Here is a 17,048-nt window from a genome sequence, read left to right on the forward strand (position 1 = left end):
CGCGGAATGTATTTCAAAAATTGATGTATGTTAAGAAAAATGTACGTGGGGTTATTTTTCTGACTGCAAACGTTGTTTCCTTAACCTACTTAGACTTTCTGGTGTAATACCTAAATAAGATGCGATTTGATAGTTTTTGACCCTTTGTTCAATGTCAGAGTAGTTTTTAATAAAAAGGGAATATCTATTTTCCGCTGTTTGGTGAAGACTTGATAAAATCCGTATCTGAAATGCCACGAATGCGTTTTCCAATTGCTTTCTGAAGAACCGCTCCACTAATGGGAACTGATCAAAGAGGTCATCTAAATCGGTTCTATTTATTTTCAATAATTGACAATCTTCGAGACACTCAACAACCATAAGCGACTTGACCTTTTTATAGTACGATATATAATCGCTCACCCACCAATTTTCCGTTGCAAATTGTATGGTATGCTCCTTACCTTCTGAATCAATCATAAACGTCCTTAAACAACCTTTTAGTACAAAATATTGATGATTTACAATACTTCCTTGTTCGATTAAGCTTTCCCCTTTTTTTAGATTGAAAGGCTTAAAAAGATATAGTAATTTTTCGAAAGCGGTTTCATCCAAAGGTACTTGTTTATTAATGTGTTGATAAAGCGAGTGCATTGACGAATTATTTTTATCTGATCTTAAAGATATATAATTCAATTTGAGTTTTAGAACGAAGAGTTGCAATGCTTATAAGTCGGTTATTAACTCCATTATTTTCTTTGCTTACTTAATGACATCAAGTTCTCAACTTCAAGCCAGCCATTTTCATTTTGCAGATTTTTAAATGATTTAGGGTTTATTCTTTCAAATCTAAAATCCCATTCTCCCAAATTAAAACTTTCAAAATTTTTAAGCTCATCTGTTCAGAACGTTCATTATTCAATTGTGCTAAACCAACGGCTGCCTGATAGAGTTGCTCATTTGAAATATCACCATAAGACTTTATTGTTTTTCTAATGTATGCATTAGCTGAGTCCACAATTTTCCGATTAGCGAATGCTTCAAATTTTTTATTATCGGATTGTGCTTGTAGATAAACCACTTTTACATCTTCAGTTTCAGGTATATCGTATTCGATACCGTGATACAAAGCATAAACTTCGACAGGTTCTAAGAGGCCTAGCTCTATGCGCCTTTTATTTGCATTTAGCGGGTCTTCAATAGGGTGTGGTGCAGTTTCCCCCATATTTGCTCCATAGGTTTGTTTTTGCCAAGTTTGCTAAAATCTTCAACAGTGGTCAAAATATTATCGGCTGCATTGGCTTCGTATACCATTTCGTAATCATAAGTCTTTCCTTCTTTATCATGGGTTCCCGAAAACCGTGCGCTATCGATTTCATGATTCCAAACTAAGGGGTGGCACAGGAATGATGTGTTTAGGTTTTAAAGGAGGAACGGGAACTTCTTCGAGAATAGTAAAAATAAAGGATAGCACCTATACCCTTGCAGCCTTGGTACAGGCAAATTTTGGTGCCAAGAAAAATTTGACCGTGGCCGGGGTTCCCGTTGGTCAGGAATTAAGGGATACCTTAAATTATGTATTTAAAGATGCTCCAAAGTCAAGGCGGCAACCTGGAGATGGTTCCATAATCGTTGTCGTAGCAACAGATGCACCCTTGCTTCCCCACCAGTTAAAACGGATAGCACAACGCGTTCCATTGGGGATTAGGGCCGTTGGAGGCTATGGAAGCAATGGATCCGGTGATATCTTTATCGCTTTTTCCACGGCTAATGAAAAGGCGTTTGACCGAGAGGTCATGACTACGGTTCATACGCTTCCGAATGATCAAATGACCCCCTTGTTCGAGGCCACTTCCCAAGCCGTTGAAGAGGCGATCATCAACGCTATGTTGGCTGCTGATGATATGGAAGGAATCAACGGAAATAAGGCCTATGCCTTACCCCATGAACTATTGGTCAAGACTTTAAAAAAATACAGAAGGTTGAACTAATGTGGTATAAAGCACTAGGTGCTATTATGTTCGGATTTATTCAACCGCATTTAATAGAAACTTCGGGATCATCTCGTTTGGTGGGGTACTCTTGCCATAAAGTAGGTAAGAATTGTAATTTCCTCCAGTAAAAGCTGAGTGGAATGGAAAATCTACCAAAAAATGTGGCTAACCAATGGCGAAATTGGGGTAAAAAGCCAAATTACATACAAAGCGATAAGTTAATAGATTTAAAATACTATGATAAAACTGAACTTGAAATTAGTGCATTTAGTATTGAAGATGATGATTATGCACCAAAAAAAGCGGTAGAATGCATGGCCAATCTGTATCAAAAATCAAATCAATTCATTAAAAACCTACTGATTTTGGAGTTAAAAGAATTGGACATTTTGGCGTGTTTAAAGAAAAGTTTAGAACGACAATATTGAAAATATTGCTAAACGAAATAAAATAAAGAACTGCCTACGAGGTATATATAAAAATAGTAGTTTATAGTTAAGAAGATGAAAACTATTACATTTTAGAAACAAAATACTAATCGGAATGAAAGGTAGCGCTAAACCCACTACTTTTCATATGCAAGACCCAAGAGGTAGCATTTGGTCAAATAAGAATTTTCTTTACCGATGAGCAAGCGAAACTCTGTTTCGTGCTGCAAGCCCAAATCCTTTAGATTAGCTTCTATATAAAAACCAAATAAAAAATCATTTTAATAATGTTGAAAAGAGGGGGTCTGGGGGAGACTCATAACTTCCTTTTTTGTGGATAACTTTGGTTTATTGAAAAAAGAATGGGGTGAACTCTCCCCAAATCTGGGTTAACGACCCAAGGTAAGTATTAGTCCCCATTCTTTCTTAATCCGGTTACAAGGACCAAATAGAATTTTAGGTAATACCTGTTAAAGGTTTTAGTCAAAGTAACCATTTTAAAAGCAAGATAAAGTTATGAAAATCAAAGAGACCATCGGTATCGATGTAAGCAAGTTGACCCTTGATGCCTGTATTCACTCGAATCAACAATCTTCAAAATTTGAAAATTCCAAAAAAGGTTTTGCCCTTCTAGTGAAATGGGCTTATATTAATAGTGAACATTCCAAGGAACATATTCTATTCGCATTTGAGCATACTGGACTGTACTCCGAAAAGCTCAACGAACACCTTACGAAAAAGGGAATACCCCATACCGTAATATCGGGATTGGAAATCAAAAGGTCATTGGGCATTGTCAGGGGAAAGGACGACAGGATAGATGCTGCAAAGATTGCACGTTACGCCTACAGGATGAGAGATGAGATAGCATTGTCCAAAGCCCCTTCAAAACAAGTTGTGACACTGAAAAAACTATTGTCCCTTAGGGAAAGGCTCATCAAACAAAGAGCGGGCTACAAAGCCAGTCTTAAGGAACAGAAGAAAGTGCTTGTTCAAAAAGACTTCAAATTATTGTTCAAAGTGCAGCAAAAAATGGTAGTGGAGCTCACCAAGCAGATAAAGACCATTGACCTAGAAATGGAATCCATCGTCAAAGCTGATACAGAGCTTTTGCGCATCTACGGCCTTTTACTTAGCATCAGGTGCATCGGAAGCCAAGCTGCAATGCTCTTTATCGTTCATACCGAAGGGTTCACAAAGTTCAAGAATGCAAGAAAGTTCGCTGCATATTGTGGAATCGCGCCTTACCCAAACCAATCTGGAACAAGTATCAGGGGAAGGACTAAGGTCAGTCCGCTTGCCAACAAAAAAATCAAGAGTTTGCTGAACATGTGCGCCATGTCATCCATTATCTACAATGCGGAAATCAGAAAGTACTATGACCTAAGGGTAGCGGCTGGAAAGAACAAGATGAGCACCATCAACATTATACGCAACAAACTTGTATCAAGGGCATTCGCAGTCGTCAATCGCGGCACACCATACGTTAACGTATATGGACATGCCTCTTAAACATTATTTTTCCTTCAAATCGCCCCCACTAAAAGACAGGGTGGGTTGAAGGAAAAATAATATCTCAAAAAAAGTGCTGATTTTATTTGGAAAGTCCATAGAATACTTACCAAACTTCATCCTATCTTTTTGCGAGGTAAATCACAATTCTTGTTTAAGTGATTCCTTCAAACCTTCCAAATCACTTTGTTCAATTTCCAATTTAAAATATGCTTTACCAAATCTTGGTTTCTCTAGCTTCACTTTATTAAGTAGTTCCAATACTTTGTTTCGCTCATTTTTCCAGTTTTCTTTGAGCATATAGTTGTCGTATTGGGTAATTCTATCTTTTTTGATGGATTGCTGAAACATTCTTTTTTCAAACTCTAAACTCTCCTTTCTGTCCCTTTCTTCATTTTCTGCGTATTCAAACAACTTTTTTAGCTTATCATGGGTCGGTCTTAATTGTTCCCGTTCCATTCTTCGTAGCAGCTCTTCTATATAATCAAAGCGTTTGTTCAATCGATGCTCAAATCCCATGTGGTCCATCAAATATTTGTCCTTTGGGGAAATCTTAGCCCCCTCAAAGAAGTCCATCATGAGTTCCAAGGTAAGCGTATGAGACTTGGATATTTTCTTTGAAAACTCACGATATCTTTCAGCTGTAATCCGATTGACGCTTATCGCCGAGAATTCACTTTTTTTCTTCTTTCCATCTTCCATTACAGTAATTTTTTTGAGGTTTTATTGGGTCTGACAGCTCTTTTTATAGTTTTTGCAACAAAAATTATTTTGATGTTATTTTCAATTCATTGAAAATCAATGGTTTGAACAACGTAACATCGCTTTAGCGTGTTACCCTCTTGCTTTACAAACCTTATCCGCTACGCTATTAAAATTTGTAAACTTTGTTCAGTGCCTTTCATTCAAAAAGTAGGTCGCGCTCTATCCGATTTTTTCTTTACGCTTATCTTTCCGAACACTAAAAAAACCGGACAGGAACCATGCGCTTTTAGTTTTGGTAAGTATTCTATGGACTTTCCAAATAAAATCAGCACTTTTTTTGAGATATTATTTTTCCTTCAACCCACCCTGTCTTTTAGTGGGGGCGATTTGAAGGAAAAATAATGTTTAAGAGGCATGTCCATATACGTTAACGTATGGTGTGCCGCGATTGACGACTGCGAATGCCCTTGATACAAGTTTGTTGCGTATAATGTTGATGGTGCTCATCTTGTTCTTTCCAGCCGCTACCCTTAGGTCATAGTACTTTCTGATTTCCGCATTGTAGATAATGGATGACATGGCGCACATGTTCAGCAAACTCTTGATTTTTTTGTTGGCAAGCGGACTGACCTTAGTCCTTCCCCTGATACTTGTTCCAGATTGGTTTGGGTAAGGCGCGATTCCACAATATGCAGCGAACTTTCTTGCATTCTTGAACTTTGTGAACCCTTCGGTATGAACGATAAAGAGCATTGCAGCTTGGCTTCCGATGCACCTGATGCTAAGTAAAAGGCCGTAGATGCGCAAAAGCTCTGTATCAGCTTTGACGATGGATTCCATTTCTAGGTCAATGGTCTTTATCTGCTTGGTGAGCTCCACTACCATTTTTTGCTGCACTTTGAACAATAATTTGAAGTCTTTTTGAACAAGCACTTTCTTCTGTTCCTTAAGACTGGCTTTGTAGCCCGCTCTTTGTTTGATGAGCCTTTCCCTAAGGGACAATAGTTTTTTCAGTGTCACAACTTGTTTTGAAGGGGCTTTGGACAATGCTATCTCATCTCTCATCCTGTAGGCGTAACGTGCAATCTTTGCAGCATCTATCCTGTCGTCCTTTCCCCTGACAATGCCCAATGACCTTTTGATTTCCAATCCCGATATTACGGTATGGGGTATTCCCTTTTTCGTAAGGTGTTCGTTGAGCTTTTCGGAGTACAGTCCAGTATGCTCAAATGCGAATAGAATATGTTCCTTGGAATGTTCACTATTAATATAAGCCCATTTCACTAGAAGGGCAAAACCTTTTTTGGAATTTTCAAATTTTGAAGATTGTTGATTCGAGTGAATACAGGCATCAAGGGTCAACTTGCTTACATCGATACCGATGGTCTCTTTGATTTTCATAACTTTATCTTGCTTTTAAAATGGTTACTTTGACTAAAACCTTTAACAGGTATTACCTAAAATTCTATTTGGTCCTTGTAACCGGATTAAGAAAGAATGGGGACTAATACTTACCTTGGGTCGTTAACCCAGATTTGGGGAGAGTTCACCCCATTCTTTTTTCAATAAACCAAAGTTATCCACAAAAAAGGAAGTTATGAGTCTCCCCCAGACCCCCTCTTTTCAACATTATTAAAATGATTTTTTATTTGGTTTTTATATAGAAGCTAATCTAAAGGATTTGGGGGCTGTGCTTCTTTCAATCTTGTTCTTATTTTTTAACTTCTCCATCAACTCTTGCATATCCTCCCCTACTTTCTTCTGTACCACTCTTGTATAGATTTGGGTGGTGGATAGCTTTGTATGTCCTAAAAGCTTGGAAACTGTCTCTATGGGTACTCCATTGGACAATGTTACCGTTGTGGCGAATGTATGGCGTGCGACATGGAAGGTTATGTTCTTATGGATAGCACAGGCCTTGGCGATTTCCTTTAGGTTTTTGTTCGTCTTTTGATTACTTAACACTGGTAACAATTCTCCTGTTAGTTGCATTTCTTCCTTGTACTTCTCCAATATTTCTTTGGCCTTGGGCAATAATGGAATTTTAACCGTTTCATTTGTTTTGGCCCTTTTGGTATAGATCCATTGGTGACCATCTATCCCTATCAAGACTTGGTCCGGCTTTAGTTCTTTGATGTCAATGTATGAGAGCCCTGTATAACAACTGAACAAGAAGACATCCTTTACCGTTTCCAGACCTCGGGTCATAAAAGAAGTGTCTTCCAATAGCTTTAGTTCTCTTTCGGTGAGATAGTCTCTCTCGTTTCTTATAAATCTGAGCTTATAATTTCTAAATGGGTCTTTTTCCAACCATTCCATTCTTAAGGAAAGATTGATGATCTTTCGCAATCGTTCCATATGTTTCATTACCCCATTATTGGTGCAGGTCTTTCTTATCGTCTTGGGCTTATAGGTCCTTATATAGTTTTCAAAGTTCACGATGAACTTATAGTTCAGCTGTACCAAATAAATATCATTGGTCTTTAGTTTTTCTTGCAAAAACTCTTTTAAGTACTTCTCCGTGGAAAAGTAATTTTTTAACGTTCCTGGTTTGAGCTCGTTGTTGATGTTCCTGTTATGATAGGCCACGGCCTGCATCAGACCCATTCGTTCTTCGTCTTCCCCAAAGTACCTTAGTTTGATTCCCTTTGCTGTGATAAGCTTCCTTTCCGAGTGCAATTGCTTGTGGGCGTTGAGGACTTCGGCATATACATCATCCAAATAACAGTTGAATAAAATCAGGTTTTCACTGGTTTCTTTGGCCCTGCACCTAAAAATGTCCCAATTGCACACCGCAATGTCACGTTTAATACTGAATTCTGCGCGTTCCTTGTTGACCGTGATCCGGACATAGATGTCCAATCTTTCGGGATTGCTTCTTTTTTTTCTAGTGAAGAAAATCACTCCTAATGTGCTTTCCGTACGCATGTTTGTAAGTCTTTTGGTTAAACAATTTTGTTCAAAGACTACATCTAAATTGCTCTAAATGGTACTTAAAGTTAGCACTTATTGTATACAGTTTTGTACACCGAATTGCACACCAGAAAGGTGGTTTTAAACGATATCAAATGATTGCAGAAAAAATGAAAAACCCTGCTAATCAATAAATTAGCAGGGTAATAATGACTGCCAAAAGTGGGTTCGTCGGGATGACAGGATTTGAACCTGCGACCACACGGCCCCCAGCCGTGTACGCTAACCGGACTGCGCCACATCCCGAAATAAATTAAATATCACTTAACAAAGTTAAGTACTGCGGCTTTTAAACTCACCCCGAATATGCTGTGGTGCAGTTTATCTTGAATAAAATCAAGTTGGCCACTTTCCAAAATTAGGAAGGCAAAAATAACTATTTAAAGTGAAAACTTTATTGATAAAATTATAGAAAGAATAATTCGATTTCTATACTTTCGAAAACCCAGCGAGAAATTCCCTTATTTCAATAAAAAGCGCTTCTCGGGCAACTTCAGAATCGTTTTGGGGATTAAATAGAAAATAACTTAATGCTTGTTTATGACAAAATTCATCAAGGTCGGTGCCTTGCCAAAGCGAATAACTCATCAAAAGGGTATGGTAATTAATTTGATATGGTTTTTTTTCACTAGCCAATCCATTGAGGATTAAATTAAGTGTAATCAATGAATCTTTACAAACTTTGGTGTTTTCTTCAAACAAGAATGAGGGCGAGCCTTTGGATAAGTTGTTTTTCATTAAAGCAGATTGTCGCTAAATTAATTTATAGGTATTGTCCTACAAAATAAATCAAAAGTATTACACAACAGTTAAGTTTTTATTTGAAGTGTATAAAATATCACTTAAACGGTAATTTTAAAACCTTGTATTGTTACTTGATTTAAAGAATTATCTATACAATGTGAAATGACCTACATACTGTTGTTTTTCGTTATCGTTGGCATTAACAACGTACCAGTAGTCTCCTGTGGGTAATGGTGCTCCGTCATAATTTCCATCCCACTTATCAACTTGATCTAGTGTTGCCACTACCCTACCATAACGGTCGTAGATGATTACCTCTATGTTTGGGAAAAATTCGCGATTTCTTGGATACCACGAATCGTTTAAGCCATCTCCATCCGGGGTAAAGAAACCAGGTATATCTACCATACCATCAAAATCAAAAGGAAAGACCATTTCAACCACACAGCCTCTTTCATCAACAACCCTAACATTGATTGTTGTATCTATGTTCACGTTAAATATATTATCCGCTCCCATCGATTCGCCCTGGAAGAAATATTCGTATCCGCCGAAACCACCAGTGGCGATTGCCGTAATTTCATCTGGACCTGTTTTTTGAACTTCAAGCATCAAAGGTTCATAGAAATCGATTGTAAATTCTACCATGGTCGTACAACCGTTTGGATGATAGATATATACGGTATGGTCACCGGCCGGCAAATCACCCCACATTCTTTCGGTAGAAGCTACTGATACATCATCGACATCTAATGAAAATAATACCTCTGCCAATGCAGCTTGATTTTGCATTTCTACTCGCGCCGTGCTATTCGGGAAAATTCCATCACAGCCATATTCAACAATAGCTTCTGCCATAATATCAACCCCTATTTCAATAGGTATTACAATATTGTCGGCACAACCATTCGCATCACGCACAAATACCACATAGGTCTCACCTCCTGAAAGGTTCTCAAAGAGAAGACTGTCATTACGCACGAAATCGGCATCGTCATTTGAGTTTAAACTGGTTTCGTAATATGTCACTCCATTGGCATCAACAAAAGGTGTACCTCCTGTTATGGTCAACTGGGCTGTTCCATCAGCAAAACCAAGACAAATTTCAGGAGTCTCTACCGAAGAAATCTGTATCTCATCTGGTTCATAGACCATTACTGTTGTTAATTCAGAGCAACCCTGAGAGTCTTGTATTAGAACAGTATATTCTCTTCCGTTTGCGTCACCTTCTAAATCCTCAAAAGTATATGTAGTAGGATTGTCTGGGTCACTAAAAAATTCATTAAAATTGGGACCAATTGCAAATTGTAGCAAACCTTCTCCACCACTAGTAACCTCAACGGTTATCGTACCATCATTTTCACCACTACAGCTTATTGAAGTAGAGTTGGCCTGAAAAACAATTGGGGCCGGTCTTGTTACTGCGTAAGGCCCTTCAATATCTTGACATGTAGTTCCACTGGTAACGGCCAGGTAATAATTTGTTGCATCTGAAAGTCCCTCAAAAGTACCAAAATCATTAGAAGCCACTATGGTCGCTGATGCTGACGGGTTAAATGCATCCACCGGGTCGCCTAGATAAAGCGTATAGGTGTTGTTTCCTACTCCTCCCGATGAGAAAGATTCTATACGTCCATCGGTTTCGGAAGCACATGAAATATCATCTGGTTGATTCACGACCAAATCAATATCCTGCGCATCAACTAGTGTTAATCCGTTTGAATTGATTACTCCACAGGTATTGGTAGCGTTAATTTTCCTAACCTCATACTGATAGAAACTTGGCCCGCCATCGATTATGACAAAAGTAGCGGCATTACCTGCTGAATCTTCCATTCGAATAAAAGGATCGGCTATGTTTCCGCCAGCAATATCCGTAAGTCTATATTCATACTCAAAACCTGCTTCTGGGTTTTCGATGGTCAAACGCATCTGACCTAGGCCACCACATCCAGGGGCTTGAACCTGAACTAAATTTGGAATAATCGGCGGCGGCGGGTCAACATAATAAGGAATGGTTACTCCGACGCATCCGAAACTCGAGGATACCTCTATGGCATACCATCCTTGACTTATAAAACCTCCTCCAGCTCCAGTAAAAGTTGGTGAATCTTGCAATCCGCTACGTGAAATCTCATCGGTGATATCATTACTGCCCAAATAAATCAGTTGATATTTGTAACCTGCACCTGGTACTCCACCAGTGGCACCGGCCAATGCAGTCAGCACATCACCGGTTGTTGGGTCATAGGCTTCTAAAACCGCATTATTACCATCTGGGCATACCAAAGCTTGTGGTTCGCGTATACCTGCTTGAATCGGTAGGATCGCGTCTAAAGTAATATCAAAAAATGTATCACAACTCTCGATATCTCTATATTCTACACGATAATTACCACTAGCTAAATTTTCAAATTCGTTGACCGTACCCCAAGTGAATACTTCGGTTTCATAGGTAGTGTCATTATCTGAATCCAATAAAAGACGGTATTCATATGGAGAAACGTCCCAACCTCCAGTCAAGTTTGCCTCTATCTTACCTGCATTATCGGCACAACTAACATTTCCAATTTCTATGGCACTGGGCACTAAAGGACCGTTCGGCGTTCGAATTGTTGCCAAATTACTGACGTTAGCACAAAATGGGTCTTGGGTTGAAGTTATTCTTACTACAAAATTACCCCCTGTAAGCCCTGTTATTGTTTCTGGATTATTAGTTGTATCTAAATTACCTGTTATACCGGTAGTAGTCTCGTTTCCAAGATTATCTACAGCGAATACTTCATATGCATATGTTCCGGTGTAGTCGGTAACTTCGATTGACAATTCACCATCATTGCCTGGCACAGCACAACGTACGGGTTGGGCTTCAGCAATTAGAATTGTAGGTATAATTGGATTTTCAACTTCATGCTTAGGTAACGGATAGGTACAACCGCCGATATTATCAATAATCTCAATCAGATAATCTCCTGCATCCGGTAAATCAACAAAACCAAATGATGCACCAACTACATCTACATTTGCTACCGATGTCACCGAATTGGTCACAATGGTAAAATTAGTAGTGCCCGTAACATCTATTCGAACCCTTTCTGGATTAGCACAATCCAAAACACTTTCTACACTTAAGGATGGTACTACATCGGTAGGTGGATTAATTGTGGGCAAGGTAAAAGTCGTTTGACATCCATTGCCATCTATAGCATATACCGTAATGTTCTGTGGCGAACCGTTATCAATTATTTCAAATGTATTACTGGCCTGGTAGTTCTCAAAACCAGTAATACTATACTGATATCCGCCTGTACCCGTACCCGGATTTACTATGGTGGCGGTAATAATGGTAGAACTGTAGGTATTTGTACCTGGCTCGCAATTGAAATCTGGAGCGCTTGCCGAAATAGAAAATGTAGGTGGCTCTTCTATTTCGATGTTATTTTGTCTTGTAGCGCAATTTCTTGCCGTAACTACTTCTACATCGTAAATATCAGGCACCAAACCTGAGAATGACCCTGAATTATTCTGCTGTACAACAGTTGCTGTACCAGTTTCATATAAAGTGTATGTAATAGGATTATCAACATCGGTTCCAGCAGCAAGAATAACATCAATACTACCGTTATCATCGCCATTACAGGTAATATCTTCTTCAATGATTGAGGCAATAACTGGAGGTATCGCTGCCTCCAAAGTAATTCCGTCTACTAAAAACGGACAAAATATACTTCCGTCGTTAGCAATATCATCGGTTACCATAACTTCATAATCTCCAGGACCTACACCAGTAAAAATACCAGTTATGGCCCCCGTTGTATTTCCGGTCGGATTGCTTGCTCCATCTCTTAATTCATAGGTAAAGTTACCACTACCACCATTTGTGGTAACTGTTATTGTACCGTCTGTATTATTACAAGAAGGTTCTACCAAAAAACCGCCCGATGCGGATAAAAATTCAAATACTTGGGCGATACCGGTACTTGAACATCCGTCGGCATCTTCTAAAAACACATTATAATCTCCTGGCGTATTGACCGTAAATGTTGCCTCATAAACCGCTCCGTTTAAAGTACCAAGTTGGGTTGTACCGTTAATTGTGAAACGAGGGGTATCCGTTGTATTTGGTGTACTAACAGTAATTTGGAAGACTGTTGCAGTTACATCGCATTGGTTGTCTACCACTGGAGTATTAAGTACAGGGGCAGCCTGCTGCTGAATTATGGTTGCGATATCAAATGAAGTACAACCGGCGGCATCTCTAACGTAAATATCATAGCTTCCTGCCGCTCCGGTATATGTTGTAGTGCTCGAATATAAACCTGTTGGATCAAAACCTGTCGCACCAAAGGCAAATTCATATGGTCCACCGGACCCGCCAGAACCGACTACGGTTATCTGTCCGTCTGCATTACAGTTCGCAGGCTCCTCGGATAAGATAAATATAGCAGGTAAATTTCTATCAATTGTTACTAAAGCTCCATCATTACAATCATCGGTTTGGTTGGTCACAATCACCTGATAATTGCCTGGCAGCGTATCAAAAGTATTTACATATGGAATGGTGGTCACATTTGTCGGGTTCTCAGAAGTTAACAGACTACCGTCATCAACATTATAAACTTCAATCAGTAAATCATCACCGGGGGCAAACCCAGTAATGGTATATTCCAATTGTCCATTTCGTGAAGCATCACAGAAACCAGGAGTTGAAACCGCTGTAACATCAAGTGGTGAAGGTCCGTCAATTGGGTCTATAGTTTCTATATGTGTACAACCCGTGCCATTATCAAAAACCTCTACTGTATAAGATACCCCATATTGCAATCCGGTAAAAGTATGCCTATCGGGGGGAAGATTAACCGGAACAAAAGTACTAGGCGGATCAGTAACCAATCTGATATCGAATGGCCCAACACCGCCGACAATGGTAACCGTATTTGTAAAACCACCTGGGTCACATGTTATTGGAGTTATTGCATCTGGTATAACATCTAAATCGCCATCATCAACTCTTACTTGATCTTGGTCGATACAACCGTTTCTATCAATGGTAAAAACAGTATATGAACCAACAGGAACATTTGTAAAGCTGGCCGTTGTACTAGATGTCGGTCCTATTCTTTCTATTTCTACCCCAAACTGATCTTGTAACACATAGGTGAAGTCTGGTGAGCCACCGGTTACCGCGGTAACATCTATCTGTCCTCCAATAACATCCGTGGTAGCATTACAGACCGCATCAATAACGCCAACGGTGGCATCAGGAGCAGTTCCTGCATTCGGAATGGTTAAATTTTGAGGTATCGTTTCACACCCTCTTGCATCTCTTACTATATAGCTGTAAGTCTGCCCTTGATTTAAATTTGAAAAGTTTGTTTGACTTGAAAAAGCGCCACCATCAAAACTGATTTCATACGGTGCTACGCCACTTGTAGCATCTGGGGTAATAATAGCCCTACCACTATTTGTCTCTCCACAAACCGGTGGAAAAACTTCTGCTGAAGCAGGATCAATATTGACAGGTGGTTCTAGTACAAACGGATTGGACTCAGCAACACATCCTTCGTTATCAGTAACTCTAAAAATATATGTTCCGGGTGCATTCGTATCATAAGTAAAACTTGTTGCGGTCAATGGAATGGGCGTTCCAAATGTGGCACCGTTATCAGCACTTACTTCATATTGTTTTGTTCCAGCCCCGGTTGTATAACCTCCATTAACTTGTACTTGTATTGTGCCATCTCCTCCTCCACAAGGTATTTCTGCCACTAAACTCGCACTTACCCGCAGTTGAGGATTTACACTAAGGCTTATCGTATCACCGCAATTATTAGCATCTCTCACCTCAACATTGTAATTACCAGGAGAAAGTCCTGAAAAAACTGGACTTGGTTGCCACGCTCCTCCATTTATTCGATATTCATAAGGTGCACCGGCAGTACCATCAGTAGTTACTTGTACACCAAGAGTAGCTCCTGCCACTGGTTCAAAACATAAATCTGAAGCTGTTGCATCATAATCTATTACAGGAGCATCTAAAGGAGTTAAATCAAATGTAAATGTATCCGTACATCCTTCAGCATCCTCGACATCCAAAGTATAGGTACCTGTTTCAGTTAAACCTCCAAAAGTAACTCCAGATTGGGGACCAACAACAGTTCCTAATGGGTAAGTCAATGTATAACTATAGCTTCCCCAACCACCTGTTGCACTAGCAATAACTCGACCAATATTGCCATTTGCACAACTCATTGGTGTTACATTACCTGTTAGCGTTAAGGGAGTTGTAGGTTCTTGAACCGTTAGTGTTGCCGTATCTTGACAACCCGTATCGGCATCAGTTACGGTAATAACGTAACTGCCGGCGGCCAAGCCATTTAAATCAACCTCCAAATCACTTTGGGGGGCACTCTCGGTACCACCATCAATATTAAAGGTATAATTATTCGCAAAACCGTCGATGATAAAAGTTCCATCACCATCAGCCGCCCCAGTACAAACATTTAAATCTCCGCCAGATTTTACCCTAGCACGGATAGAACTGATTACAGCTGGTGTGAAACTATCCGTATAGGTACAACCTTGGTCATCTGTTACCCTGAATTCATAGGCAGTGTTCACATTTATATCATCAAACGTATCGTTTGTTCCATTATCAAAATAAGCTGGGCTTATAATTTCATATCTCACAATAGGATTCGTGCTTGTTGCCGTTAGCTGCACATCAGATGTTCCGGCCGAACAGTTGGTATCACTTTGCACGAAAGCCAACGCCGTTGGAGGATCAATATCTAATATTGTGATCGGTGTCAACTCTAAGCGACAGCCACCACCATCTCTAATTATTGGTGTGTACGTACCGGGGGCTAAATTATTGTAAAGCGTTTGGGTTGTAAAGTTCGATGGGCTATCACCAGAAATACTAAACGTGTAACCACTACCGGAGCCTCCTGAAAAAGGACCTTGAAACTCAATTATCCCACCTACTGTTCCACCACTTCCATCACAAGTTCTATCAGCTATTTTAACTGCGTTACCGCTAATTGTACCTACGGAATTCACGGTTACAGAAGTCGGTATCGTATAAATACAATCGAAACTACCTTGTTGGTATCTTACTTCAATATTTGCGTACGTACCTGCGGGAACAGTCAATAAAGGATCAGTACTCCAAGGGTCTGTTGGGGTAGCCCTAAATGATAGATTGTATCCTTTTCCATCAACTACGTTAATATCCAATTTAGCACCTCCGTTAGTACAAGTGCCGTCTATTCCACTAGCAGTAACATCAGGTGGGGTTAGTTCAACAACATTTGCGGAAGCATCTATGGTACAACCATTAGCGTCGGTGATTTCGAAATCATAACTACCCGCAGTGTTTACGGTATATGTCGTCTCAGTTGTAAAGGATCCTGCAGAAGTACCACCATCACTTACAGTGAACGTATATGGAGCAGAACCACCAGATGCCCGAACAATTATAGCTACACTCGTCGCTCCGCATGAAGGTTCAGCGCTTAAACTTTCGTTAACCTCGGTTGAAGCCGATAATGGCGTTATACCATCACCAATGCTGATAGGATTGCCATTAATATCTAAATTTTGCCTAGGTGGCGGTATTCCATTTCCAGGGTCACCCATACATTGTTGAGTTTCGACCTGTACACTATAAGTGCCAAAACCAACAGCACTAAAAGTATATGGATTGGTCGTAATGAATGTGGTGAATTCTTGAGGAACCCCATTTTCATCTAATAAGGTATACTTATAAGGGCCTGGCACGTCATTAACCGTTACCGTAATACTACCTGTATCTCCAAAACATTGTGCATCAACGAACTCGACATCCATACTAATATCCAACTGTTCAATAACTATTGGGTCATACGGGTATTCACAAGTGTTGGGTGTATTCTGTAAACGTGCTGTAATATTGTAGGTGGCAGGAGATAAACCATCAAATATTGGTGAAGTCTGCCAATTAGCGCCTCCATCAATACTGTATTCATATGAACTAGAAAGGTTTGTTATCTGTATACGCCCATCTACCCCGCAAATAAAATCTCTCTTGACATGAGTTTGAGTAATTGTACTCTTTTTGACCTTAAAAAAATACTGTGTTCCATCTGCAATGACTCTAAACTCTGCGCCAGAAGCAGCAGGAATCGAACTTGCATCGATATTAAAAGTTTGAGATGTGCTGACAGTTGAATAACAAGAGGTCGTTGTATTCGGGCAATCTTCATTGATATCAGGTGAGCACGAACCTCCTAAAATTTGCCATTCTACCGAACCATAAGGTCCTCCTGAAAGCGATATCGTTCTATCATCTGAATCACCACATAAGTTAAAACGGGCTATGGTAAAACCATTGTTACTACAGGCTACTTCTTCATCAGCTCCTTGAATAATAGTAGTAAACATTGGAGCAGACGCAGTACTAACTTCAGACTTATAATAGGTTGTTGCTCTCTCTAATGCTACAGACTGTTCTTCAGTTTTTTCAACTTTAGAAGTTAATGCATCAAAAAATGTGGGGATATTGTTTTTTGCAACCGCAGAAATAGTGCCTACCGATAACAGTATCAGTAGCACGGCATACAAAAGACGCCTTGTGGTTTGGGGCAGCATAGGTCAATTTAGGTTAAGGTAGAATAGTTAGATTTGGGATCTTACATTCTTAGTTTATAATTTTCTAAACAATAAAATCTAT

The 17,048-nt window shown here is 39.6% G+C and carries 10 protein-coding genes and 1 tRNA gene; 3 read left to right on the plus strand and 8 right to left on the minus strand.

Annotation, left to right across the window (positions count from 1 at the left end):
* Positions 1–51: 51 nt before the first annotated feature.
* Together ACZ1GR_RS04015 and ACZ1GR_RS04020 are read right to left on the minus strand one after the other, a co-directional pair.
* Complete coding sequence (locus tag ACZ1GR_RS04015; protein WP_472610947.1) at positions 52–633, minus strand: Crp/Fnr family transcriptional regulator; 582 nt, start codon at positions 631–633, stop codon at positions 52–54.
* 181 nt (positions 634–814) lie between these two features.
* Complete coding sequence (locus ACZ1GR_RS04020; RefSeq protein ID WP_472610948.1) at positions 815–1,204, minus strand: hypothetical protein; 390 nt, start codon at positions 1,202–1,204, stop codon at positions 815–817.
* Positions 1,205–1,340: 136 nt separating this feature from the next.
* On the opposite strand from ACZ1GR_RS04020, the gene ACZ1GR_RS04025 reads away from it, so the two are divergent.
* From ACZ1GR_RS04025 to ACZ1GR_RS04035, 3 genes are all read left to right on the plus strand, one after another.
* Complete coding sequence (locus tag ACZ1GR_RS04025) at positions 1,341–1,970, plus strand: P1 family peptidase (RefSeq protein WP_472610949.1); 630 nt, start codon at positions 1,341–1,343, stop codon at positions 1,968–1,970.
* Between the two features lie 143 nt (positions 1,971–2,113).
* Positions 2,114–2,401, plus strand: coding sequence for a hypothetical protein (locus tag ACZ1GR_RS04030; protein ID WP_472610950.1), 288 nt, complete (start codon positions 2,114–2,116; stop codon positions 2,399–2,401).
* A 516-nt stretch (positions 2,402–2,917) separates the two neighbouring features.
* Positions 2,918–3,913, plus strand: coding sequence for an IS110 family RNA-guided transposase (locus ACZ1GR_RS04035; protein ID WP_472609952.1), 996 nt, complete (start codon positions 2,918–2,920; stop codon positions 3,911–3,913).
* A 141-nt stretch (positions 3,914–4,054) separates the two neighbouring features.
* Here ACZ1GR_RS04035 and ACZ1GR_RS04040 read toward each other — a convergent pair whose 3' ends face one another.
* From ACZ1GR_RS04040 to ACZ1GR_RS04065, 6 genes are all read right to left on the minus strand, one after another.
* Positions 4,055–4,615: a BfmA/BtgA family mobilization protein gene (locus ACZ1GR_RS04040; RefSeq protein WP_472610951.1), complete on the minus strand. Its 561-nt coding sequence runs from the start codon at positions 4,613–4,615 to the stop codon at positions 4,055–4,057.
* 408 nt (positions 4,616–5,023) lie between these two features.
* Positions 5,024–6,019, minus strand: coding sequence for an IS110 family RNA-guided transposase (locus ACZ1GR_RS04045; protein WP_472609952.1), 996 nt, complete (start codon positions 6,017–6,019; stop codon positions 5,024–5,026).
* A 255-nt stretch (positions 6,020–6,274) separates the two neighbouring features.
* Positions 6,275–7,546 (minus strand): site-specific integrase, encoded by a 1,272-nt coding sequence (locus ACZ1GR_RS04050; RefSeq protein WP_472610952.1) that lies wholly within the window; start codon positions 7,544–7,546, stop codon positions 6,275–6,277.
* A gap of 216 nt (positions 7,547–7,762) precedes the next feature.
* A tRNA-Pro gene (locus tag ACZ1GR_RS04055) sits at positions 7,763–7,837 on the minus strand.
* 183 nt (positions 7,838–8,020) lie between these two features.
* Positions 8,021–8,329, minus strand: a complete 309-nt coding sequence (locus ACZ1GR_RS04060) for a hypothetical protein (protein ID WP_472610953.1) — start codon at positions 8,327–8,329, stop codon at positions 8,021–8,023.
* Between the two features lie 150 nt (positions 8,330–8,479).
* Positions 8,480–16,966, minus strand: coding sequence for a T9SS type B sorting domain-containing protein (locus ACZ1GR_RS04065; protein ID WP_472610954.1), 8,487 nt, complete (start codon positions 16,964–16,966; stop codon positions 8,480–8,482).
* Positions 16,967–17,048 lie beyond the last annotated feature (82 nt).

The sequence above is a fragment of the Croceitalea sp. W27 genome, from assembly GCF_055693185.1.

Coding starts and splice junctions, on each gene's coding strand:
- ACZ1GR_RS04015 (WP_472610947.1), bottom strand. CDS start 633: ATGCACTCGCTTTATCAACACATTAATAAACAAGTACCTTTGGATGAA.
- ACZ1GR_RS04020 (WP_472610948.1), bottom strand. CDS start 1,204: ATGGGGGAAACTGCACCACACCCTATTGAAGACCCGCTAAATGCAAAT.
- ACZ1GR_RS04030 (WP_472610950.1), top strand. CDS start 2,114: ATGGAAAATCTACCAAAAAATGTGGCTAACCAATGGCGAAATTGGGGT.
- ACZ1GR_RS04035 (WP_472609952.1), top strand. CDS start 2,918: ATGAAAATCAAAGAGACCATCGGTATCGATGTAAGCAAGTTGACCCTT.
- ACZ1GR_RS04040 (WP_472610951.1), bottom strand. CDS start 4,615: ATGGAAGATGGAAAGAAGAAAAAAAGTGAATTCTCGGCGATAAGCGTC.
- ACZ1GR_RS04045 (WP_472609952.1), bottom strand. CDS start 6,019: ATGAAAATCAAAGAGACCATCGGTATCGATGTAAGCAAGTTGACCCTT.
- ACZ1GR_RS04050 (WP_472610952.1), bottom strand. CDS start 7,546: ATGCGTACGGAAAGCACATTAGGAGTGATTTTCTTCACTAGAAAAAAA.
- ACZ1GR_RS04060 (WP_472610953.1), bottom strand. CDS start 8,329: ATGAAAAACAACTTATCCAAAGGCTCGCCCTCATTCTTGTTTGAAGAA.
- ACZ1GR_RS04065 (WP_472610954.1), bottom strand. CDS start 16,966: ATGCTGCCCCAAACCACAAGGCGTCTTTTGTATGCCGTGCTACTGATA.